Origin of the sequence: Paenibacillus radicis (ex Xue et al. 2023), assembly GCF_024722015.1 — a bacterium.
Lineage (GTDB): Bacteria > Bacillota > Bacilli > Paenibacillales > NBRC-103111 > Paenibacillus_S.
Genome location: NZ_JANQBD010000025.1, coordinates 1 through 23,593 on the forward strand (window position 1 = coordinate 1; position 23,593 = coordinate 23,593).

20 protein-coding genes and 1 rRNA gene are annotated in these 23,593 nt (G+C 44.7%); 2 read left to right on the top strand and 19 right to left on the bottom strand.

Annotated elements, in window-relative coordinates:
* The 19 genes from NV381_RS28355 to NV381_RS28445 form a co-directional block, all read right to left on the bottom strand.
* A 16S ribosomal RNA gene (locus NV381_RS28355) occupies nt 1–272 on the bottom strand; the annotation flags it as partial.
* Nucleotides 273–588: 316 nt separating this feature from the next.
* Nucleotides 589–840, bottom strand: coding sequence for a hypothetical protein (locus NV381_RS28360; protein WP_258216672.1), 252 nt, complete (start codon nt 838–840; stop codon nt 589–591).
* Between the two features lie 334 nt (nt 841–1,174).
* The gene (locus NV381_RS28365; RefSeq protein WP_258216673.1) at nt 1,175–1,330 is read right to left on the bottom strand and encodes a DUF1540 domain-containing protein; all 156 of its coding nucleotides are present in this window, start codon (nt 1,328–1,330) and stop codon (nt 1,175–1,177) included.
* 144 nt (nt 1,331–1,474) lie between these two features.
* Entirely contained in the window at nt 1,475–2,074 is a 600-nt protein-coding gene (locus tag NV381_RS28370) for a response regulator transcription factor (RefSeq protein WP_258216674.1), read from the bottom strand.
* Entirely contained in the window at nt 2,071–3,210 is a 1,140-nt protein-coding gene (locus tag NV381_RS28375) for a sensor histidine kinase (protein WP_258216675.1), read from the bottom strand. Before NV381_RS28375 ends, NV381_RS28370 begins: the two co-directional genes overlap by 4 nt.
* Before the next feature lie 118 nt (nt 3,211–3,328).
* Entirely contained in the window at nt 3,329–4,369 is a 1,041-nt protein-coding gene (locus NV381_RS28380; RefSeq protein WP_258216676.1) for a fatty acid desaturase, read from the bottom strand.
* Nucleotides 4,370–4,597: 228 nt separating this feature from the next.
* The gene (locus NV381_RS28385) at nt 4,598–4,780 is read right to left on the bottom strand and encodes a hypothetical protein (protein WP_258216677.1); all 183 of its coding nucleotides are present in this window, start codon (nt 4,778–4,780) and stop codon (nt 4,598–4,600) included.
* Between the two features lie 99 nt (nt 4,781–4,879).
* Nucleotides 4,880–6,580 carry a methyl-accepting chemotaxis protein gene (locus tag NV381_RS28390; RefSeq protein WP_258216780.1) on the bottom strand — a complete coding sequence of 567 codons (1,701 nt, stop codon included), beginning with the start codon at nt 6,578–6,580 and terminating at the stop codon, nt 4,880–4,882.
* Between the two features lie 101 nt (nt 6,581–6,681).
* Nucleotides 6,682–7,629 carry a dihydroorotate dehydrogenase gene (locus tag NV381_RS28395; protein ID WP_258216678.1) on the bottom strand — a complete coding sequence of 316 codons (948 nt, stop codon included), beginning with the start codon at nt 7,627–7,629 and terminating at the stop codon, nt 6,682–6,684.
* Nucleotides 7,626–8,414, bottom strand: a complete 789-nt coding sequence (locus NV381_RS28400) for a dihydroorotate dehydrogenase electron transfer subunit (RefSeq protein WP_258216679.1) — start codon at nt 8,412–8,414, stop codon at nt 7,626–7,628. Before NV381_RS28400 ends, NV381_RS28395 begins: the two co-directional genes overlap by 4 nt.
* Nucleotides 8,383–9,696 carry a Zn-dependent hydrolase gene (locus NV381_RS28405; protein ID WP_258216680.1) on the bottom strand — a complete coding sequence of 438 codons (1,314 nt, stop codon included), beginning with the start codon at nt 9,694–9,696 and terminating at the stop codon, nt 8,383–8,385. The genes NV381_RS28400 and NV381_RS28405 overlap by 32 nt, the downstream gene beginning before the upstream one ends.
* Nucleotides 9,697–9,919: 223 nt before the next feature.
* Entirely contained in the window at nt 9,920–10,693 is a 774-nt protein-coding gene (locus tag NV381_RS28410; RefSeq protein WP_258216681.1) for an ABC transporter permease, read from the bottom strand.
* Between the two features lie 16 nt (nt 10,694–10,709).
* On the bottom strand, nt 10,710–11,750 hold the full coding sequence (locus tag NV381_RS28415; protein ID WP_258216682.1) for an ABC transporter substrate-binding protein: 1,041 nt from the start codon (nt 11,748–11,750) through the stop codon (nt 10,710–10,712).
* On the bottom strand, nt 11,747–12,535 hold the full coding sequence (locus NV381_RS28420) for a nucleoside phosphorylase (RefSeq protein ID WP_258216683.1): 789 nt from the start codon (nt 12,533–12,535) through the stop codon (nt 11,747–11,749). Before NV381_RS28420 ends, NV381_RS28415 begins: the two co-directional genes overlap by 4 nt.
* A 24-nt stretch (nt 12,536–12,559) precedes the next feature.
* On the bottom strand, nt 12,560–13,327 hold the full coding sequence (locus NV381_RS28425; RefSeq protein WP_258216684.1) for an ABC transporter permease: 768 nt from the start codon (nt 13,325–13,327) through the stop codon (nt 12,560–12,562).
* Nucleotides 13,327–14,070, bottom strand: coding sequence for an ABC transporter ATP-binding protein (locus tag NV381_RS28430; protein WP_258216685.1), 744 nt, complete (start codon nt 14,068–14,070; stop codon nt 13,327–13,329). Before NV381_RS28430 ends, NV381_RS28425 begins: the two co-directional genes overlap by 1 nt.
* Nucleotides 14,071–14,415: 345 nt before the next feature.
* Nucleotides 14,416–15,603 (bottom strand): phosphopentomutase, encoded by a 1,188-nt coding sequence (gene deoB, locus NV381_RS28435; protein WP_258216686.1) that lies wholly within the window; start codon nt 15,601–15,603, stop codon nt 14,416–14,418.
* Between the two features lie 55 nt (nt 15,604–15,658).
* Nucleotides 15,659–16,942, bottom strand: a complete 1,284-nt coding sequence (locus NV381_RS28440; RefSeq protein ID WP_258216687.1) for a dihydroorotase — start codon at nt 16,940–16,942, stop codon at nt 15,659–15,661.
* Between the two features lie 211 nt (nt 16,943–17,153).
* Complete coding sequence (locus NV381_RS28445) at nt 17,154–18,824, bottom strand: PucR family transcriptional regulator (RefSeq protein WP_258216688.1); 1,671 nt, start codon at nt 18,822–18,824, stop codon at nt 17,154–17,156.
* 280 nt (nt 18,825–19,104) lie between these two features.
* Between NV381_RS28445 and NV381_RS28450 the strand changes: the two genes are divergently transcribed.
* Both NV381_RS28450 and carB read left to right on the top strand, forming a co-directional pair.
* Nucleotides 19,105–20,289, top strand: coding sequence for a carbamoyl phosphate synthase small subunit (locus NV381_RS28450; RefSeq protein WP_258216689.1), 1,185 nt, complete (start codon nt 19,105–19,107; stop codon nt 20,287–20,289).
* Nucleotides 20,276–23,464 carry a carbamoyl-phosphate synthase large subunit gene (carB, locus tag NV381_RS28455; protein WP_258216690.1) on the top strand — a complete coding sequence of 1,063 codons (3,189 nt, stop codon included), beginning with the start codon at nt 20,276–20,278 and terminating at the stop codon, nt 23,462–23,464. Before NV381_RS28450 ends, carB begins: the two co-directional genes overlap by 14 nt.
* The last annotated feature ends 129 nt before the right edge of the window (nt 23,465–23,593 follow it).

Sequence of the window (23,593 nt, forward strand, 5' to 3'; positions counted from 1 at the left end):
GGTGAGCCGTTACCTCACCAACTAGCTAATGCGCCGCAGGCCCATCTGTAAGCCACAGATTGCTCCGTGTTTCATGAACAGAACATGCGTTCCATTCAGCTATCCGCTCTTAGCTATCGTTTCCGATAGTTATCCCGGTCTTACAGGCAGGTTGCCTACGTGTTACTCACCCGTCCGCCGCTAACTTCACCCGAAGGTGAAATCCGCTCGACTTGCATGTATTAGGCACGCCGCCAGCGTTCGTCCTGAGCCAGGATCAAACTCTCCATTAAAGTTGGTCACGAAGACCGTTTAACGCAAGCTTGTCTTAAGCTCAAAAGTAATGCTAGCGAGAATTTTCATTCTCCATTTTAACACTCACTCGTTGTTCAGTTTTCAAAGGGCAATCATGTTCTATTTACTCGTTTGTTTCACTGCCTCGTAAGCAGCTGAATTAATATAACACATGTTGTTTACTAATTGCAAGTACTTTATTTTTATTTATTTACTTATCTTTTTTTGCCGTTCTCAACAGCAAGATTGCCAATATACCACATATAACAATCGCATTGCAAGTCTTTTTGCCATTAAAAAAATGACTGCTAGTTTTTAATGGATTTCAAAACCTAATTCCAACGCTCTTTTCAAAGCATCTGCTGAAAACTTATTCTTCTTGTACTTTTTTTCAATCTCTTCCTTACTAAGAGGTATCCATCGAAAGTCTTTATTTATATAAATCATACTTTTAAAACCCCAATCCACATGGATGGTTCTATTCGCCACTTTAGTAATCTTCCCAATTTTGGTAACTGCAAACCCCACCGTATCAATACAATATTTATTTAGTATTGTTGTATTCATTTTATTCTCCTCAGCTTTTTTTACATGCCTATAAAAGCATCCTATTAGTTTAACAGTTTTCAAAAGAATATGACAGCAAAAAATTGTTCTTATGTAGTATAGAAGGCTTATTTAAGATAATTTCAAAAAAATTTTCAAAATTTGTGATAACGATTATCATTGTCGGTTAAACTAGAAATAAGAAAAGCTTCTATTCGAAGTCCTCTCGATGAAGATACATTCGTGTCTTAGCGGTAGCTTTTCTTGCAATATCAGCTTCAGCTCCGCTGAAAACTTATCAAGTCTGATATTATGAAAAAAGCAACTGCTGTAACAGTTGCTTTCGAAATAGTTATTAAATTTGAGGTTCAAAAGTTTTACAATCCGTTTCTTCCGAATTAGCAGCCTGTTTACCGCGATGGCTAACTACATAAATCGAGGTAGCATTGCATTTATTACCCGTTGCCCAATACTTACAGGAATTCACGTCGCATAGAACATCTTTTGCCATATACTTTCACCTCCTCCTTACTAAACAGTATGGTCTAACTATAGAATTAACATTCCTGTAGTTTATTTGATTTCTTCTATAGTCATCGTTATCCGATTTCAAACACAAAGAAAGCCACAGGAAGGTAAGTGTCTCCCGCGGCTATCATTTGAACCATCCTTTTTCATTAAAATGCTTGATAGCTTCGATCCGGTTGCTAACATCGAGCTTATCGAGGATGATGGAAATATAATTTCGGATGGTTCCTGTAGTAAGGTAGAGTTGACTCGCAATTTCCTTGGTATTCTTTCCATCGGCAATTAAAGATAGAACCTGCTTCTCCCGCTCAGTCAGAGGATTATCATCGCTATACGCCTCATCCACCAGTTCTGAGGCATAAACCCGACGGCCGCTCAGGACACTGCGAATGGTGTTGGCTAATTCTTCGCTTGGACTATCCTTCAACAAATACCCGCTTACACCTGCTTTGATGGCTCGATCAAAATAGCCTGCACGAGCAAAGGTCGTTAGAATGATGACCTTACAACGGTCTCCTTTTAGCTGTTCAGCAACCTCAAGTCCCGTTTTCAAAGGCATTTCTATATCCATAATACAAACATCCGGTTGATGTAGACGAACCAGCTCTAAAGCTTTTTCCCCATCCGCCGCTTTACCAACAACCTCCATGTCCTCTTCCAAATCAAGCAGGGAACCTAGAGCTCCCAGTAACATTCGTTGATCTTCTGCAATCACAATTCGTATCATGTACGCTCACCCTTATCCGATTGGTTTATCATCTGGGGGATTCTCGTGATGATTGTTGTTCCTTTGGTCAATGCAAATTCAAGGCTTCCGTTGACGAATTCCAGTCTTTCTTTCATTCCCTGCAGGCCATTGCCCCGTTTAATACAGGACTGCTCACCCAAGCCAATACCATTGTCGTGGACTTTCATCAGCAGCTCGGATTGAGTCCTCTCAAACGTGACAGAGCAAGCCGAGGCGCCGCTATGCTTGACCACATTCGTTACAGCCTCCTTCAGACACATGCTTAACACATTCTCTGACAATAAAGAAACATTAGAAATAGCTTCGTTGCCTTCCAAATGGAAATCAATTTGGGCTGCCTTCAAAATTTGCTGGACATGAGAAATTTCCTCTTCGATTCTCGTTCCCCTCATTTGCGAAACGATATGTCTAACTTCCTTTAAAGCCGTTCTGGCTGTTTGTTGAACGTCCTTTATTTCTGCACGTGCCCGATCAGGATCTTTAGTTATTAATTTGCTGGCAAGGTCACTTTTCAAGCCAATGAGAGAGAGCTTTTGACCAAGTGTGTCATGCAGATCGCGAGCTATACGCTGACGCTCTTCAATCTTAACCAGCTCAGAAATCCTCATATTGGCATCCTTAAGCTGCTCCTGAAGCTCTCCACGCTTATTTCGGTTATAGCTCCCTAATGGAAGCAATATGACGCCGATAAGACAGATTAATATAAATGGGGCTTGTGACAAGAAAAACTTATTTTGCAGGATAAAACCAATATTAACGGTAATGATGCTCGTCACTATATGAACGGTATAAAGGGTAATAAATCCGGCCTTATTCTGAATATTCCCAATAAAGAAAGCAAGAAAGAAGGAAAAATACGCATAGTTAAAAAGAATCGTCATCGCTATGGATATAGCAATTTGCAAGCTCACCCCGACATATACCGGCCAGCCTTTATAATAAAAGGTCAGCCGATAGCAGAAAAAGAAGGCGATAATCATCAGAATGCCGGATGTGATTTCGAGATTGGATGAAGAACGGAATATAAAATAGAACGGAAGAATACCAAACACAAGCCACACATAGGGGCTAAGTCCAGTGCTTTTAGGGAATAGTTGGTATTTCTTCAGCTGCATGGCAAGTTCTCCTAATTGATGTACAGTCGTTACTACTATTTTAACATATATATCAAAGAATGGGTTGTCATTGCATGATTGTATATAAAAGCTTTACATTGTCTTTTCTAGTATGCCTCTATGCCGATTTTTTAGCGCCAGTCGTTAACGGTTTGGCCTTTAAGAGCAAATGGCGGATTTCTTTGAAGCCTACAAAAGACTTGCTTTCTTCATCCCAAAGACGGTAGTTTAAAGCTTTTAGACTGGTAGCGATTGTTATAGTAGTAGCATGCTGCAATGGCGGCACTGCGTTATGAGCTTGCTCCAGATTATAATTAGGAACTCTTGGATTTAAATGATGAACATGATGAAAGCCAATATTTCCCGTAATCCATTGCAATACTTTAGGTAGCTTATAATAAGAGCTTCCATCAACGGCAGCCTTCACGTAGCTCCAATCCCCTTCCTTCTCAAAGTAGGAATCCTCAAACTGATGCTGTACATAAAATAACCAGATGCCAAGTGCACCCGAAACCCAAAAAATAGGACCTTGAATAAGCAAAAAGGTTTGCCAGCCGATTGCCCAGCAGACAACACTGTACAAGACAACAATACTTACATTAGTAATCCATGTGTTAATACGCTCAGCCTTACGAGCTCCCTTTACATTGAAGCGTTGAGCAATAAGGAAGGTGTAGATAGGGCCAAGCACAAGCATCGTAACCGGGTTACGGTACAGTCGGTAAGCAATACGTCTCCATACAGGCAAGGCAAGATATTCATCTACGGTAAGCATCCATATATCGCCGATACCCCGTTTATCTAAGTTGCTGCTTGTTGCATGATGTATGGAGTGGGCATTCTTCCACTGATGGTAAGGAAAAAGAGTAATAACTCCTGTAATGGTTCCCACGATTTCATTCGCTAGTCGATTTTTGAAAAAGGATTGATGGCAGCAATCATGAAAAATAATGAAGGTCCGAATGACAAAACCCGATGCCAGTATAGCAAACACAAGGGTAAGCCAATACGATACGGACATGCTGAAATACGCGGCAAGCCACAATAAAACAAAAGGAGGCAATGTGTTGAGAATTTGTCTTATGCTCGATTTAGTGCTGGATTTTTCATAAGGGGCGACATTTTTTCTCAACTGGGCTTGATGATTAGAACTAGGCATAGGTTCCTCCTTGTAATGTACACACTTAAGCTGAGTATAGCTCTACATCTATTCTAATCCATGCATGTATACTGCGTTAGTCATAAGTGTCAGTACTAACACATGACAAATGTCATATGAGGAGAACCGAAGTCTTACGGTGGGTCACCTGGAAAACTCAAAAAACAGAGAGATAAAGGCACAGCTAGCTGCTAGTTCCTTTATCTCTCTGTTTTTGTACATCATTTATTATATAGAGTTAAGTTCAAATACTTTTTTCAATTCATCAAAATCCAGATCCAATTGCTTGCAGCAGTTCTCTACTTTTGCAAAAAAGTTGTTTTCCTCACTCGGTTGATCACGTTCTACATAGTACATGTTAATTAGTTCATACAGCTCAGATAATACTTTTACTCTCTCTACTTTATCCATCTAAATCATCCCTTCTATCTCTAAAAAATTGTAATGATTCTTCATAATTATACATTAAAATGCATAAATAATCATCACTTTTTTATTTTCACCCAACATTTACAATCGAAAATGCTGCAACGTCAGCTGCAGCTCCTCCGATAGCTTGGCAAGAGCATCAGCCGCACTCCTGATCTCCTCCATGCTGGAAAGCTGCTCCTGACTGGATGCTGTGCTTTGCCGGCTGACTGTCATGCCTTCCTTAGCCACGTTATTTACCACATCCATTACAGATACGATTCTTTGACTGCCCGCGATAAGCTGGTCAATAGTATCCTTAACGCTCGCAACTCCCACGTATACATGATCAACCGCCTCATCAATATGATGAAACACGACTTGGGTATGCTTCGTTTTTTCGATTCCTAGCTCGACTTCATTTAATCCGTGCCGCATTGTGCTGCCAATCCGCTTCATCTCCGCTTGAATCGAACCGATCAGCTTCTCAATTTGCTGAGAGGAGCCAGCTGATTCATCGGCAAGCTTTCTCACCTCTTCAGCTACCACAGTAAAGCCTCTTCCCGCTTCTCCTGCTCGTGCCGCTTCAATGGCTGCATTCAGAGACAGAAGGTTAGTTTGAGTGGAAATCTCATGAATGACTGTGACGAATTTCCCGATTTCCTGAATATGTCCTGTCAGCAGCTCCACCGTGGAGTCGAGGTCTTTTACCGTTGAATAAATCGACTTCATTTGCTCCGATACCGATGATACGGTCGATGCTCCTTCTTTGGAGAAGCTCGCCGCTTTACTTGCAGATACATATACATTCTCACCGCTGTCGCCAATAGTTACGACATTTTGCCTAATTTGATAAATAGCTGCAGTAGCATCTTCAATACTATTAACTTGTTTGTCCAGCTCCAGCTCCAGATGCTCGCTTGAAGAGGCGATTTGTTCCGAAGCGGATGCTCCTTGTTCAGTACTTGCAAGCAGCTGTTGAGAGCTTGCCGAAATAATGAGCGCATTCTCTGATACTTGTACGACCAACCCACGCAACCCCTGCAGCATTTTATTAAAGGAGTTGGTTAGGTTGCCCACCTCATCCTGGTAGGGGTAATCGCCTACAACCGAAAGATCTCCAGCTTCAGCCCGGTTCATCAGGGATTGCAGCGAGAGAATCGGTTTTGTAATTACATAGTTGATAAGAAATCCTACGATAATAAATATTCCTACTGCCAGCAAGGTTGCAATTAAGGTGAAGATTTGTGCCGTAGTGGCCTCGTTCTCTGTTTGCTCATATAACTGCTCGGCAATTTGCTCATTGTGTGCAGATAAATCAGTTAGAACTTGATTAATTTGATTGCCCAATCTGCTGGCTTCCGTCACAAAAGCATCATAAGCCTTCGCTTCGTTATTGGCAGCAGCCAGCTCAATGACTTTGACAACAGAAGAGCGATAGGCTGGAAGCAGGCCTTTATACTGCTGAATGAGCTCCAGCTCTTTCGGACTCAATGCAAGCTTTCCGTATTCTTCTATCGTAGAGTCGATAAATTGATCCTGCTTGCTTATTTTACTTTTCAACAACTCATCCTTGGTCAATACAAACTCAAGCATACTTCCTTCATTCATACGTGTAGCCGTTTGAATGGCATTTACCCATTTAACGGGCAGCAGCCTGTTAGTATACATTTCCTTTGTATTCACAGCCATACCCGTCATATAGTGATAACCTACAAGCGCAATAAGAAGGATTGCAATAATGGCCGTTACATTCAATATAAAAATTTTATATCGAAACCTTAGATTGCGGAGCACATCCATACTCAAGATAAACCTCCCGGCAGTTATGAGCATCATCTGTACGTCATACTGCTATTTACATTCTTATAGCGCTGAACTTCCTATGTAGAACAAGCGGATAGTTAATCCGCAATATAAGTGCTGTTTACCATAACTTTCCCAATTAATTCTTTAATATCCTGAACTTGATACCGCACCATATAGTCCTTTATTTCCTGTAAAATATCGAGCATAGCGGTTGGTTGGACAAAACTGGCCGTTCCTACTTGCACAGCGGTAGCTCCAGCCAAAATCATTTCGATGGCGTCTTCTCCGTTCATAATGCCGCCGCAGCCGATAATCGGGAGGCTCGTTACTTGCCGGACCTGGTAGATCATCCGGACAATAATCGGCTTGACCGCAGGACCGGATAGGCCCCCCATGTTATTGCCGATCTTAGGCTTACGCGTATGGATATCGATGGCCATTGCCAATATCGTGTTAGCCACATTCAATCCATCCGCTCCGCCTTGTTCGGCTGCAAGTGCAATTTCCTGAATGCTTGTCACATTAGGCGAAAGCTTGGCAATGATCGGTTTTTCCGTAACTTCCTTCACACGAAGAACCAGTGCACGAGTTGCTTCCGGGTCCATGCCGAAGGCTAAGCCGTTCCCTTTCAGGTTAGGGCATGAAATGTTCAATTCTAATGCGTGAACGTCGCTCAGCTTGCCGATTATCTCTGCCATTTCAGCAAACTCATCGATCGAATCTGCTGAAATGCTCGAGATTAGAGGAACGTCATATTGTTTATAATAAGGAATGGTCTTTTCCAGATAGTACTCAATTCCTTTGCTTTGAATCCCGATGGAGTTGATCATACCTGCCGGAACCTCGCATACTCGCGGAGTCAAATTCCCTTTGCGGGGATATTTCGTTATGCTTTTGGGTACGATGGCGGCGATTCGATTAAAGTCGATCACCTGATCCATTTCTTCACCAAAGGCGCCGGATGCAGGCATAATCGGATTCTGCAGCCGAAGACTCCCGATATTAACTTCCAGATTCAATGCTTCCTGATCCACTTTCATCATGCCAACACCACCTGTTCCAAGGAAAACACGGGTCCTTCTTTACAAACCCTTACAGTCCGGGTTGAACCGTCCGCCTCTTGAATATCACAAACACAAGCAAAACAAACGCCCATTGCGCAGCCCATATTTTCTTCCAAAGCGATTTCTGCGAAAATATCCTTTTCCGCTGCAACCTCCTGCAAAAGCATGGACAGCCGTTTCGATCCACAGGTGTAAGCAGCGCTGATATCATCTTCGCTCATAATTTGCTCAATCAACTGTCGTACATGTCCGACACCGCTAGTACCGTCCTCATCCGTCACTTTATATACCTTTGCTCCAAAGCCCTGAAGCGCCTCAGCTGCAAGTAAATCATTGCGCGTTCTTGCACTAAGAATTGCGACGCTGCGAATTCCCTGCTCTGCCGCTTCCTGCGCGAGTGCTGCCAATGTCGCTATGCCTACTCCGCGTGCAAGCATAAGAATGGTCCCTTCGTTTTCCCGTAAAGTAAAACCAGTACCGAGCGGGCCGAAAATATCGACTGTTTCTCCAGCCTTTATTCCAGCCAAGCGCTGCGTACCGATTCCTTTGACCAAGTAAAGAAATTCGAGCGTGTTGGAATCTTTATTAATTCTATATATGCTAAATGGCCGACGCAGCAGAGGGTAATTATCCTCCCCGCACAGGACATTAAAAAATTGTCCGGGCCTGGCTGAAATATGCAGGTTCGATGCATCGACAATCATATGCCAATAACGTTCACTCACTTGTTGATTAGATAATACTTTTCGTTTTTCCGCTCTCATGATGTTTGCTCCTATCCATGTTTTTAAATGTCCCGGCCGGCTTTTTCTGAACTTCTTCCGCACACCGGAGAACGACTTCTTCCAACAAGGCGGCGCCTTTAGCTATTTGGGCAATGGAGCTGTATTCATCCTTATGATGGCTTAATCCGTCTCGCGATGGAATGAAGATCAAGCCAGTCGGACAAATACTTGCCATATTCATCGCATCATGCCCGGCACCGCTCATCATATTCATGTAAGCGATACCTTGAGCTTCACATAAAGTAGATAACAATCGTACTGTATATTTATCCAGAACGACGGGCTTCTCATCACTTAAGATTCTAGCTTCGACCTGAAGTCCCCGCCTTTTTTGCAATCCTCTGAACAGTTGAGACAGACGTTCAATGATGATTTGTCTGGATGTTATAACGGTGCCACGAATATCGATCTTTAAGCTTACCCAGTCCGGTACGACATTCATCGCTCCTGGTTGAACATCACATACTCCTGCTGTGGCAACCGTACCATGCTCGGCTTCCTCTAACGCTGCCTTTTCCAGCTCCGTAATGATCTCGGCCGCTCCAATCAGCGCATCCTTACGCATATTCATCGGAGTCGTCCCCGAATGGGAAGCCTTGCCTTGGATCGTAACCTCCAGGCGGATGGGAGCAGCTATTCCAGTTGCAATCCCAACTTCCCTACCGCTGTTTTCAAGCAGTGGGCCTTGCTCAATGTGAAGCTCGAAAAAAGCTTTAATATCTTTCCCGCTTCTTCGCGCCGTTTCGATATGGGCAAAGTCCAGGTCAACTGCTGCTAATGCTTCCGGAAATGAAACACCCTCATTGTCACGCAGCTTTTGCAGCGATTCTTTGTTTAACTTGCCAGCCATAGCTTTGCTTCCTATGGTCGATACACCGAAGCGCGCTGATTCTTCACAGGCAAATGAAATCAGCTCAATAGGATTGCGCGTAACAATCCCCTTCTCATTCAAGCTTCGAATCATTTCCAATCCTGCAATAACTCCGAGAGTTCCATCGTATCCGCCGCCATGCTGTACTGTATCGAGATGCGATCCGCATGTCACTGCGGGAAGCTGAGGTTCACTGCCTTCACGCCGGGCAATAACATTCCCGCAGGCGTCAATCCGCACCGACATACCTTCATCCTTGCATTTTCGGATCAAATATTCATTTGCTTCCCAATGCTCCCTGGAATAGGCAAGTCTCGTTATTCCCTCTCCATTTGCAGCCCCAATCTCGTTAACTTCCTTCAATGCAGCTTCCAAACGATTTATATTCACGAGCAATCACCTCATTATACCTAAGCTTTTTCCTCAGTATACGTAAGAGAAAAAGAACAGTCATTGTGTATAAAGCCGAAAGATGTCAGTTTCTTTTGTCTGTTTGGATAAGAAAAAAATACCGATTAGAGCTCATAATTCCAGGTTTAAATGAAACACCCCGACGCTTCAGATCTGTCAGACAGATGACTTAAACGTCAGGGCGGGTAGAAACGTAAAATATTTACAAAATAAGCTCTTGAGACTCATGCCAACGAAGCAGTCTTTTCTCCAACATATTCGACAGCATGTATAGCAGTAAGCCAATTACGCTTAACAATAAAACCGCCGTTAAAATCATATTAATGTCATAGGTTTCACTGCCCAGAATTACCAGATACCCTAACCCTGCCTTGGCGCCAATCATTTCACCGATAACCGCACCCGTTATTGCATAGGTTGTAGATACTTTGACACCGGACATAATAGAAGGTAAGGAATAAGGAATTTCTACCGTCCAGAAACGCTGCCACCGGTTAGCCTTCAGAATATGCAGCAAATCCTGCATATTCTTTTCTACAGAACGGATACCGACGATCGTATTGACCATGATGGGGAAAAAGACGACCAAGATGACGAGTGCAATCTTCGAGGTTGCACCCAAGCCGAACCACAAGAGAAACAGTGGTGCAATTGAAATTTTCGGTGCTATTTGAACCAAAACAATATACGGATTGAACAGACGTTCCAACAATACGCTTTTGGCCAGCAAATAACCGAAAAGTAACCCAAGTACACAACCAATCAGAAATCCGATGAATATCTCATATAACGTAATCCCAATGTGGGTTCCCATATCCCCCATCGTTAAAATTTTAAGAAATTTGGATACAAACAATGCAGGACCTGGAAGAATTTGTACCGGTATATGAAAAACAGATACGTATGCCTGCCACAAACCAACGAACACCAGTAACGTAAGGATAACGAGAAAACTTTTTCGTCCAAAATAATTCATAGTGCATTCACCTGCGTTACTTTAGATTTGGGACAACTAAATCTTCCGCTTTAAAGGTTGTCTTGATAATATCAAATGTCTTTTGCGTGTCGATTGACGTTTGCCATCTTGCCATATCAGCAGCACCATAGCCATCCTTCTTAGTCAGATCGCTCTGCCACAAATAAGGAATGAACACATCATTGAAGATTTTTTCAGTAATTTCCTGTTTACCTTCAGACGACGTAGCATATTTCTTGATGGACATATCAACAGCAGCTTTCACATTGCCTTTAATAATATAATCCAGTGACTGGTTCAAAGCTTTGTTGAACGCGATAACCGTGTTCTTATTCGTGGACAAGTATTTATCCGAAGTTACGACAACATTACCAAAGGAAGGAAGGAAATCATCGGAACGAATTTCATCCACATCCACGCCGCTGTTTTTAAGCTCAACCGTTCTCAGCATGGAGAAGGTGATGGCATCAACTTCATCAGAGACCAATGCATTTACAATTGCGCCGGTACCTACGATTTTGGCATTAACATCCTTGATGTTCATGCCATTTTTCTCAAGCAGCACCTGCAGTTGGATATAGTTCGGGCTTCCGAAGCTGGTTACGGCAACCGTTTTACCTTTCAAATCTTTAGGGCTTGTAATTCCTTTGCCTTTTTTGAAAATGGTTGCTCCCAGACCGCGCTGATAAGTTGTGTGCACAACTTTTACAGGAATGCCTTGTGATTTTGCTGTAATAACGGCATCGGCATTAGGAAATCCGAATTGCACATTGTCCGCAGCAACGTTTTTCACGATACTGGCAGCATCTGCATAAACGAAATCGACGTCAAGACCTTGCTCCTTAAAGAAGCCTTGCTCTTTGGCTACATACATCGGTGCATAGTAAGGAACAGCTGCTCCATCCATTTGAACCGTAACCTTCTGAATTTCCTTTGGTTTCTCTCCACCGGCAGCAGGCGTTTGTGCAGTATCATTAGGTTTGGCGCCACAAGCTGCCAATAAGCTGCCAGCAAGCGTAAGACTGAGTAAAAGGCTAAGTGATTTCTTCTTCATCATGAAACAACACCCCTAGTTATCAATTTGTCTACTGCGTGCAACGCGACCTTGCATAATTTCATTTGGCTTTCTTCGTAATCCACCAGCCATTGATTCGTGATTCGGTTGGCATGGACAACAAGCAATGTGCCTGCATAAGCTCCCATAACTGAAGCAATGGTCAAAAGTGTTTCTGATTCCATCTCCAGATTAAGCACTCCAAGCGCCTTCATTTCCTCAATGATGCTCGCTGAGTAATTATAAGGACTTACGTCTCTTCCCTGACCATGGTAAAACGAAGAGGTCGTTGCGCCTATGCCGAGATGATAGCGGTAACCCAGATCCTCACAGGCTTCAATCAGCGCCTGCACTACATAATGATTGGCCAACGCTGGAAATTCGGGACGCGCATAATGATTCGTAGTCCCTCCCAATCGAACACTGCCTGTGTTGATGATCATATCCCCACAATCAATTCCTTCTTGAATAGCAGCGGTTCCACCGATTCTAAGCAAGCATTTGGCCTTTAATCGGAGCAATTCGAGAACGGCTATTTCGGTAGAAGGACCGCCAATGCCTGTAGAACATACGGAGACTGGATTGCCGTTGAATTCGCCTGTCCCTACTTTAAATTCACGATTAGAGCTGATGATCTTATAATTGCTAAACAAATCGCGAATCAGCTCAACACGCCCCGGATCACCCGGCAGCAGCACATAGGGCGCTGTCTCTCCTTCGGAGATCCGAAGATGCGGTACTTTCGTTCCTTCGTATAAGGGGAAATCCGCTTGAATAAACCTGGTCATGACCTGCCCTCACATCCTCTCGAATTATTTCATTTGCTTGGAATCGTGCCAGAATAGAAAACGATTCTCTAAAAAACTAATAAGTGCGTAGAAAATGATCCCAACGACAATGGTGTATATAATACTGGCAAAAAGCATGGGAGAATTATAAGTGGTACTGTTAAATACCAGCAAATAACCTAACCCGCTTTCGCCGGATATCCACTCTGCAACAATAGCTGCAATAACGGCCTGTACCATTCCAACCTTTAAGCCTGCAAAAATTTGCGGCAGGGAATGAGGCAGCTCGACTTGAACGATTTTTTGCCACCAGTTTAAGCCTGTAATTTGCATCAAGCATTTCAGGTTATAAGTGACGCTTTTCAATCCGAATATCGCACCCAGCATAACCGGGAAAAACACCATCGAAATAATTAACATCAGCTTGGAGGTAAACCCTAATCCGAACCATATAACGAACAACGGAGCAAGAGCAATCTTCGGCGCCGTTTGGGCCAAAAGAATATACGGCATCAGCGCATCTTCAAGAAATTTGAATTTACCAATCAGATAGCCGATCGCATAACCGAAAACAATACCCAATACGAAGCCTGCAAGCACTTCACCTGAGGTAACTAAGAAATGGTGCATCAAATCCTGAGTGGAAAACATCTCTATAAGCGCTTTTCCAACATCCGCTGGAAGCGGTACTATAAATGCCGGCACATCGAATGCTACGACGTACACATACCACACGAGTACAAGAAAAAGGATGGCTGCTAAATACTCTCCAACTTGTCTCAATCTCAGCATTAGCCTAACACTTCCCTTAGCTTTTTAACGTAATTCACAAACTCAATCGTTTCCTTCATTTCCACAGTTCGGGGATGAGGCAGATCAATATCGATAATTTCATCGATCTTTCCCGGGCGTGGAGACATTACGATAACACGATCGGATAAAAATGCCGCTTCGGAAATGCTGTGTGTTACAAACAAAATCGTTTTTTTCGTTTCCGTCCAAATGCGAAGCAGCTCAATTCCCATTTTATCCCGAGTCAGCGCATCCAAAGCACCGAACGGCTCATCCATCAACAGAACATCAGGGTTATAGGACAACGCTCGAACTATCGCTACCCGCTGCCTCATACCGCCTGACAATTCACGTGGATATGCTTTCTCAAAGCCCTTTAATCCCGCAAGCTCCAGCAGCTTATCCAGGTTTTCCATATTCTCTTTGGTTTCCAATTTCTTTACTTCCAACGGAAACTTGGCATTCTGATAAACGGTTTTCCATGGAAGCAGAGTAGCATCCTGAAACACAAAGCCAATGTTATCAGCTGATTTCTCCCAAGTTATCGAACCTGATGATGGGGTATCCAAATTCGCAAGTATTCTTAGTAAAGTTGATTTCCCGCAGCCTGATGGACCTATGATGGAAATAAATTCACTTTTTTTAACATTCAAATCAATATGTGTTAAAGCCTGTACCTCTCGACCATCGCTTGCCTTGTATATCTTGTTTACATCCTCAATGCGAATTGCTGTAGTAGACATGCTGGATAACACCCCTTCACTTTCATCTTTTACGATATTACTTTCTCTAAAAGTCCCTATCGGTTATATAAAATATATTTTATCCGTTTAAAATGTGATCTGATATGTCTGTGAGGACAAAAAATAAGTTTCACATTCGTCCATTAAGACAATGTACATTTTTCCATTTGTTGATCAATGGCTTTTTCAGCTTATATTAATGTCAACTATGTGGTATTTGAGCTGTTTACAAAGGCTATTCCCCATTTTGAACAGGAAGTAAATCATGACGTTTGGGAGCCTGCTGGCTATGCTAGCAGCATTTCCCTACATTATTCATGCCCTCTGTCCTTACGGACTATACGGCTATTGCTCCTCTATGCTAGAAAGAAAGCTCTCTCCCTGAGGCGGGGGTTCTACGAGGAAATTATCTGCAATCGTTGCTCCAATGTCGGCAAAGGTCGAGCGGATTCCAAGGTCGCTTCCCTTGCCCAAACTCTTCTTCGATACAAGCAGAGGTACATATTCCCTTGTATGGTCTGTACCTGTATGGGTCGGATCATTGCCATGATCAGCTGTGATGATCAACAAGTCATTGGAGCCTAAGCCTTCCAGAATTTCAGGTAAACGAGCATCGAACTCCTCCAGTGCCGCAGCATAGCCTTGCGGGTCACGGCGATGCCCATAAATAGCGTCAAAATCAACAAGATTCAAGAAGCATAAGCCATTGAAATCCTGTTGCATGACCTTAATTAATTGATCTACTCCATCCTGATTGGACTTCGTTTTCAAGCTTTCCGTAACGCCTAGTCCTGCAAATATATCGGAAATCTTACCAATCCCAATGCTGTCATATCCAGCCTTAACCAAATGGTCCATCACCGTCGCCGTTGGCGGCGTCACGGCGTAATCCCGCCGATTCGGAGTTCTACTGAATTGGCCAGGCTCACCTATGAAAGGACGCGCAATAACCCTGCCTACAAAATTATCCGCATTCAGCGTCATTTCCCTGGCTTTACCGCAAATCTCATATAGCTCAGCAAGGGGAACGATGTCTTCATGCGCGGCAATTTGGAGCACACTATCGGCTGAGGTGTATACAATAAGTGCCCCGCTTTGCATATGCTCCAAGCCTAGCTCATCCAATATTTCAGTTCCGGATGCCACCTTATTGCCGATAATTGAACGGCCTGACAGCGATTCCAAAGCTTGTATGAACGTTTCCGGGAACCCTTCGGGATACGTTTGGAAAGGAACATCATTCCGCACACCCATGATCTCCCAGTGCCCAGTTAATGTATCCTTGCCCGCTGAAAGCTCAGCCATTTTCCCATAATAAGCCTTCGCATGCTCAACAGCTTGTATGCTTTGAATAGGTCCGATGCGGCCAAGTCCCATTTGTTCCAAGTGGGGCAGTCGCAATGCACCGACAGCCTCCGCTATATGTCCAAGCGTATTGGAACCGAGATCACCATAAACGGAAGCATCCGGAAGCTCCCCTATCCCAACGCTGTCCAGAACAATGAGGAAAACCCTTGAATATCGATTAGTCATTAGTTGTTAGCCCCTTCACCTATACCTGTGCTGCAAAAATTATGGTTCCAAACACTTAATTGAGCATTTCATCGTAAACAACAGTTCCATTAACCATCGTTAACACAGCTTTCCCTTTGAGCTTCATCCCGGCGAAAGGGCTGTTTCGGGATAGCGATTTAAATTGCTCCGGATCTACCGTCCATTCTTTCTGTGGATCCAATATTGTAATATCGGCGTCCAAGCCCTCCGCCAGCCTTCCTGACGGCAGTCCCATAATATTCGACGGGTTGACCGTTAATTTGGCAATTGCATCCGTAAGGGCCAGCCTTCCTGAATGTACGAGGAATGTAAAGGTTAAGCCAACAGCCGTCTCAAGCCCAACCATTCCAAACGGGGCCTCTCCAAGCGGGCGCGCCTTCTCCTCAGATGTATGAGGGGCATGATCCGTTGCAATAGCTTCCAGCGTCCCGTCTGCCAGACCTGCAATTACAGCCTCCACATCCTCCCGAGTTCGCAGCGGTGGATTAACTTTAGCCAATGTGCCGCATACTAATGCTTGCTCATCGGTTATGGAGAAATGATGCGGTGCTCCTTCCCCTGTAACCCGCACCCCTCTGGCCTTGGCCTCACGTATAAGCTGAACCCCTCTGGCCGTTGAAACATGCTGAATGTGAAGCCTTGCCCCAGTTTCTTCTGCGAATAAAATGTCTCGTGCTATAATCAATTCTTCACCCAGCCTGGGAATACCAGGATCTCCAAGCTGATTGCTCACCTTGCCTTGATTGAGTGAACCGCCGCTTACCAATTGATGATCCTCGCAATGGGAGCTGATCGGCACATCCAGCTCGGCAGCTTTGCGGAAAGCTGTGTACACAAGCTTAGGGTCCATCACAGTTTTGCCGTCATCTGTAAATGTAACCGCCCCGGCTTGCTGCAGGCTCTCCATCTCTGTCAGCACCTTGCCCTCAATCCCGTAGGTTAGAGCCGCTGAAGAATAAACCTTGACGGTCGCTTGCTCCAGTCCTGTACGGAGCACATACTCCAGTATTTCTACAGTATCAATGCTGGGCTTCGTGTTAGGCATACAGACTACCGTTGTAAATCCTCCGGCAGCTGCGGATAAAGCGCCTGATGAAATCGTTTCCTTTTGAGGGAAGCCTGGGTCCCGGAAATGGACATGGATATCTACAAGACCGGGAACAACAAGCAAGCCTGATGCATCAATGACATGATCGACAATCCCATTCGTTATAGGTCCAATATGAACAATTTTTCCATCTTCAATGATTACGTTAGTGATTTCCATAAAATGAGTCTCAGGATTGATGACCGTTCCATTTTTGATAAGCGTTCTCATAAGATGTCACTCCTTGAACTTCTGATAATAGAAACTTTATCAAGAAATAGAGGCAACGAATATGTAGGGAAGGACAAAAAAATAAACCGACTTTTGTCGGTTTAGCCAAGAGTAAAAGGTGAGTCCCGCACTCCAAGGGTTTCTTCAGTATTCGATGCTGACAATGTTCCAAAAGTTACTTCGTTATCCATGCAAACTTTTTATACCAACGCTACACATTTCCCGACTGGAGGATTTGGTCTATTTTCAGTCCCATATGCAGCAACAATCGTTTTTCCGCATCATGAACACTGCAGCCGGTTAGCTGTTCTATTTTTTGCAGCCGGTATTTCATCGTATTAACATGAACGAACAGCTTCTCCGCCGTTTCAGCCAGGGAGCAATTGTTTGCAAAATATTCCCTCAAGGTGACCACAAGACTTGCATTGCTGCTCCAATCGTATTCCACCAGCTTGCCGATCGTTTCCGAATAGATATCCTCCATTTCCTTCCAATCATTAACTTGACCTAGTACACGAAAAATACCCAAATCCTCGTAATGGACACAGCCTGTTTTTCCACTGATCGGCTTTCCCAGCTGAATTGCTTTAACCGCTTCCTTATATCCTTGATGAATGCCCTCCAAGCCCTGATAAAATCTTCCAACGCCAACGGTAAACGACAATTCATCGAATTCTTGTGAAAGCTGCCGGCGCGCGGATTCCGCTAAATCCATGATCGAGCTGTTATGCGGGTCATTGGTGTAGGGTAACGTTCCCGCTCCAACCGCGGGCTCCCGATGATAAAGTACAACGATAAGTTCTTTTCTAACTGTAATAATAGCCTTTTGGGCATCGAATCGAAAAATATCATTTACTTTCAGCAGAAGCTTTCGTTTGCGTTCCTGAAACCACAGCGCTTCATTCTCACGTTTTACAACAGGCTGCGGAGAGCTGGAATAAGCAATAGCAAACACTTGATAGTCCTTCGACAAATTCCAATTGAACATCTTGCCCTTCTCAATAACTTCGGCTTTATCCGCAACATTGCCCGTCAGCACCTCGGATAAAAAATCATCTTTGAAGGTTTGTTCCACATCTGCTCTCGTAATCACTTTTAAAAATTCAAGGGCCATTAACAATACCGTACGATCCAGCACAAGAAAATCACGCTCAACAAATTCTCTTTTCGTTTGCCAGCAGGTAACATCTCCGTACAATTCATCGTTCAAAAAGAGCGGCGTTACTATGCATGGTGTGCTCTGATGATCAAGCATTCGCTCCATCCTGATGGAACGTTTGGCTATTTTCAGCTCGTTTTTTTGCGCCCGGGTCAGAGCAGCGACTGTTTTCCCCCACGAAATACCTTCCAATGCCGGAACTTCCGATCCAACTGTAATAATATTTTCTGTCATTTGCTGCACAGCTTCAACCAAAGACGGGATTCCCTTCCCACCCATAGCCAGCTCAGTAATCCACTGAAAAAACTTTTCCAGCTGCTCCTTGCCCAGGTCCGACTTATTCAATCGAAGCTCCATCAACGGAGTCATAATATCCAGATAAGAGACTTCATCTTCTATTTCTATTATTGGAAACCCAAGACGGTTCCCGGCTTCGATGATCACCTCTGGAATTTCCTTCACATAACGTTCGGTCTTAATAGCTAAGGCTGAGCTTCCAACATCATGCAGCTGCTGAACCAAATGTCCGATAGCCTCTGGATCGTCCTTGATCGGGTACAGGCTGGTCAACAGCAAGTCGTTTCCTTTTAACCACCGAATAACATCCGGCACTTCCATGACTGTAATATAGTCAATCGTTCTATGAAGCCCCTTCTCTCCGGCAACTACCTTACACTGAACCAGTCCGCCGATTTGCATAGCTTCCTTTACGCTGACTCCCATTGATCCACCTCTTCTTTCTGTCGGTTAAAATTTCCATATGGATAATGTACGTTATTATAACGAAAAGAAATCGATTATACACTATTCGCATTTGCTTCATTCAGTATGAGAAAAACAGATAAATCGATATTATTATACTTTTCCGAGTCAAAAGCAAGAAACAGGGGCAATTTAAGGTATTGTATATTTATTCATTTTAATGTATATTTAATCACAAATTGACTTACTCGAGCTATTATCCCTCATATTCCATATAAATATTTTTTAGGAGTGAATCATCATGAATGCGAAATTGTTGTTGGAGGATGGAACCGTATTTGAAGGAAAAGCTTTTGGCGGCGAAGGAGAAACCTCCGGAGAGGTCGTATTTCACACCGGTATGACCGGCTATCAGGAAATATTATCGGACCCTTCCTATTGTGGGCAAATGATTGCTATGACCTATCCGTTAATCGGAAACTACGGGATAAACCGGGATGATTTCGAAGCTATTCGCCCCTGGGTACAGGGCTTTATTGTAAGGAATCACGAGCTCGCGCCCAGCAATTGGAGATCCTCCATGAACCTTAATGCTGTGCTGAAGCAATACGGCATACCCGGGATAAGCGGCATTGATACAAGGATGCTGACACGAATTATTCGGCAGCACGGCACGATGAAGGGACTGCTCTCAACCAGCAGCAAGCCGCTTGCAGCACTGCAAGAACAGCTTCATGCCATGAAGCCGCTGCGCAATCAAGTGTCGCTCGTTTCGACGCCGCAGCCATACCGCAGTCCGGGCGCCAAGGAACGTATCGTGGTAGTAGATTTCGGCTGTAAATTAGGCATGCTTCGCGAGCTTAGCGGTAGGGGCTGCGATGTTGTCGTCGTTCCTCACGATTCAACCGCGGATCAAATCCGCAGCTTTAATCCTGACGGCGTCCTGCTGTCCAACGGTCCCGGAGACCCTAAGGATTCGGCTCACGTCATACCGGTGATTCGCGAGCTTCTTGGTGAAATTCCGCTGTTCGGAATTTGTCTTGGGCATCAGCTATTCGCACTCGCCTGCGGTGCCGACACCGGCAAGCTGGCCTTCGGCCATCGCGGCTCCAATCATCCTGTAAAGGAAGTGGCCACAGGACATTGTCTTATCACATCACAAAACCACGGATATACCGTAATCGATGCTACAGTAGCTTCAACCGACCTTATGATCACTCATATTAATAATAATGATGGCACTATTGAAGGACTTAAGCACAGCTATCACCCTGCTTTTTCCGTACAATTTCATCCCGAGGCAGCTCCTGGGCCTTATGACAGCAACACTTTGTTTGATCAATTTTTGGATATGATTCACCAATTCCAACGCAATCGTGCTTTAGGAAACCTTTTAGAAAGCTCAACAGGCAAACACAAAGCTCATACAGCATCTTCTGAAATTCTCTCACATAAAGGAGCCCAATTGGTATATGCCGAAAAATAACGCTTATCAAAAAATTCTCATTATTGGCTCAGGCCCTATCGTGATCGGGCAAGCAGCCGAATTCGACTATGCCGGCACACAAGCCTGCGAAGCGCTAAAGGAAGAAGGCGTGGAGGTGGTGCTCATCAACAGCAATCCGGCCACTATTATGACCGACTCCACATTTGCCGACAAGGTATACATGGAGCCTATCACTCTGGAATTTGTCAAACAGATCATTCGAAAAGAACGTCCTGACGGCTTACTTGCTACTCTTGGCGGACAAACGGGGCTCAATATGGCGATGGAGCTTGCTAATGACGGTATCCTCGCTAGTGAAAATGTAAAGCTTCTCGGAACTCAATTGGAGCCCATCCGTAAAGCCGAGGACCGCGAGCTGTTTCGCGAGCTGATGAAGGAGCTGCGACAGCCCGTTCCGCAGAGCATCATAGTTACAGAGGCCAATGCAGCGCTTCAATTTGCGGCTCAGATCGGCTATCCTGTCATCGTTCGTCCCGCCTATACGTTAGGGGGAACCGGTGGAGGCATCGCCAAGGATGCTGAAGAGCTGCTGGATATTGTTCGATCCGGCTTGCACTGCAGCCCCATCGGCCAATGTCTGGTAGAAAAAAGCATTGCCGGCATGAAGGAAATCGAGTATGAAGTCATGCGTGATGCTAATGACAATTGTATGGTTATTTGCAATATGGAAAATTTCGATCCGGTAGGCGTTCACACTGGAGATAGCATTGTCGTAGCCCCAAGCCAAACGTTATCTGACCGAGAATATCAAATGCTGCGCACGGCCTCCATACAAATTGTGCGGGCACTCGGTATCGAGGGCGGCTGCAATGTGCAATTCGCGCTGGACCCGGACAGCTACCAATATTACGTTATTGAAGTGAATCCGCGGGTCAGCCGTTCATCAGCGCTGGCATCCAAAGCGACAGGTTATCCCATTGCCAAGATGGCTGCAAAAATCGCAATGGGTTATACGCTTGATGAGATTATTAACCCGGTCACTGGTAAAACCTACGCCTTCTTCGAGCCGGCATTGGATTATGTCGTTACCAAAATTCCACGCTGGCCCTTTGATAAATTTCCGAACGCCAACCGGAAGCTTGGAACTCAAATGAAGGCTACCGGAGAAGTTATGGCCATTGGCCGCAGCTTCGAGGAATCGCTTCAGAAGGCCGTCCGCTCCCTTGAAATTGGCACCGTGCGGCTGCATCTCCCTGAAACTAAACAGCTCACTCAAGCGGAGCTGCAGATAAGACTGCAGAAAGCAGATGATGAAAGGCTGTTTCTGATCGCAGAGTCTTTTCAAAGGGGATATACAGTCGATGAAATTCATCGTCTAACTCATATAGATCAATGGTTCTTACAAAAAATTGAACAATTGGTTGTATTCGAGCAGCAGCTGATAGAGGAAGATCTTTCGGATGCTCAGCTCCTGGAGGCCAAAAAGCTGGGCTTTAGCGATCAAGCTATTGCGGATATACGCCACTCTGCGAATGCCTCCTTCCGGTTTACAGCGGCTCGCGACATTGAAGAACGCAGGTATCGTTCAGGCATCATTCCAGTATTTAAAATGGTGGACAGCTGTTCCGCTGAATTCGAGGCGACTTCATCGTATTATTATTCGACCTATGAAATAGAAAATGAGACACCTGAGTCAATCAAACCCAAAATCGTAGTATTAGGTTCCGGTCCCATACGCATCGGGCAAGGCATCGAATTCGATTATTCCACCGTTCATGCGGTCAAGGCTATTCAAGAGGCCGGGTATGAAGCGGTTATTATCAATAATAATCCGGAGACCGTATCAACGGATTTCAATATTTCGGATCGATTATATTTTGAACCGCTCCATCTTGAGGACGTCATTCATATTATTAATCATGAACAGCCTGAAGGGGTTATCGTGCAATTCGGCGGGCAGACGGCTATTAAGCTGGCTGCAGCTTTAGCTGAGCGGGGCATTCGCATTATTGGCACGAGCTTTGCCGGAATCGATACGGCTGAAGATCGTAAAAAATTCGAACTGCTCCTCCGGGAGCTGCAAATTCCGCAGCCTTCGGGAGACACCGCCCATTCGATCAAGGAGGCTGTGACGGCCGCAGAGCGAATCGGCTATCCCGTTTTAGTGCGTCCCTCCTATGTGCTTGGAGGACGCGCTATGGAAATTGTGCATTCCGCCTTGGAGCTAGTCACTTACATGGAACGTGCGGTTCAGGTTAATCCCTTGCATCCTGTCTTAATCGATCGATACATGCATGGAATTGAGGCGGAAGTAGACGCAATTTATGATGGTACAACGCTCCTGATTCCTGGAATTATGGAACAAATCGAACGGACAGGGGTACATTCCGGGGATTCAATTGCAGTGTATCCTCCACAAAGCTTGTCACGAGGCGTCAAAGAGCAAATCGTTGATATAACAACGAAGCTGTCCAAGCATCTGAATGTTATAGGCCTCGTTAATATTCAGTTTTTAGTGGTGCAGGAGCAAGTGTATGTCATCGAAGTCAATCCCCGCGCCTCAAGAACGGTTCCATTTATGAGCAAAATCACGAATGTACCGATGGCTAATATAGCAACCAAAGTATCCTTGGGGCAAAGCCTTGCTTCATTCGGTTTTCCAGAGGGTCTGTTGAAGGAAGCCGACGAAGTTTCAGTTAAAGTTCCGGTGTTTTCTCTTCATAAGCTAAGCGGTGTGGAGATTGCGTTAAGTCCTGAAATGAAATCCACAGGCGAGGTTATCGGGAGAGACCCAGTGTATGCAAAAGCGTTGTATAAAGGCTTGCTTGCCGCAGGGATGAAGCTGCCTGCCCAAGGAACCGTCATCGCTTCCATTGCTGACAAGGATAAAGCAGCGGCTGTTGAACCGCTAAGAAAGCTGTTCCGGCTTGGGTACCGGATTATCGCAACTCCCGGGACCGCCCGGCTGCTTCAAGCGAACCATATTCCGGCTGCCAGCTATAACATGGAAGAGCTTATCCATTCGCTGCGAAGCTTCAAAGCAGACCTGTTAGTCAACATGGTGACAACAGGAAAAGCTGCTTCCAGCAACGGCTTCCAACTTCGGCGCGAGGCCATCGAAAGCGGACTTGTGTGCCTAACCTCGATGGATACCGTGCACGCCTATACAAATGTGCTGGAAACGGTGTATTTCACACCGTTCGCCATTCGTTAAGGATACGCGGCTTCGTATTTTGGGTGGATGATCTCGTTTGCGCTTTTTGTTAAGGAAATGGAGTGGAAGCTGCATGATCGCTTCCACTCCATTCTCTTAGTCCTTACGAAACATCACTCCAAGCCGAAG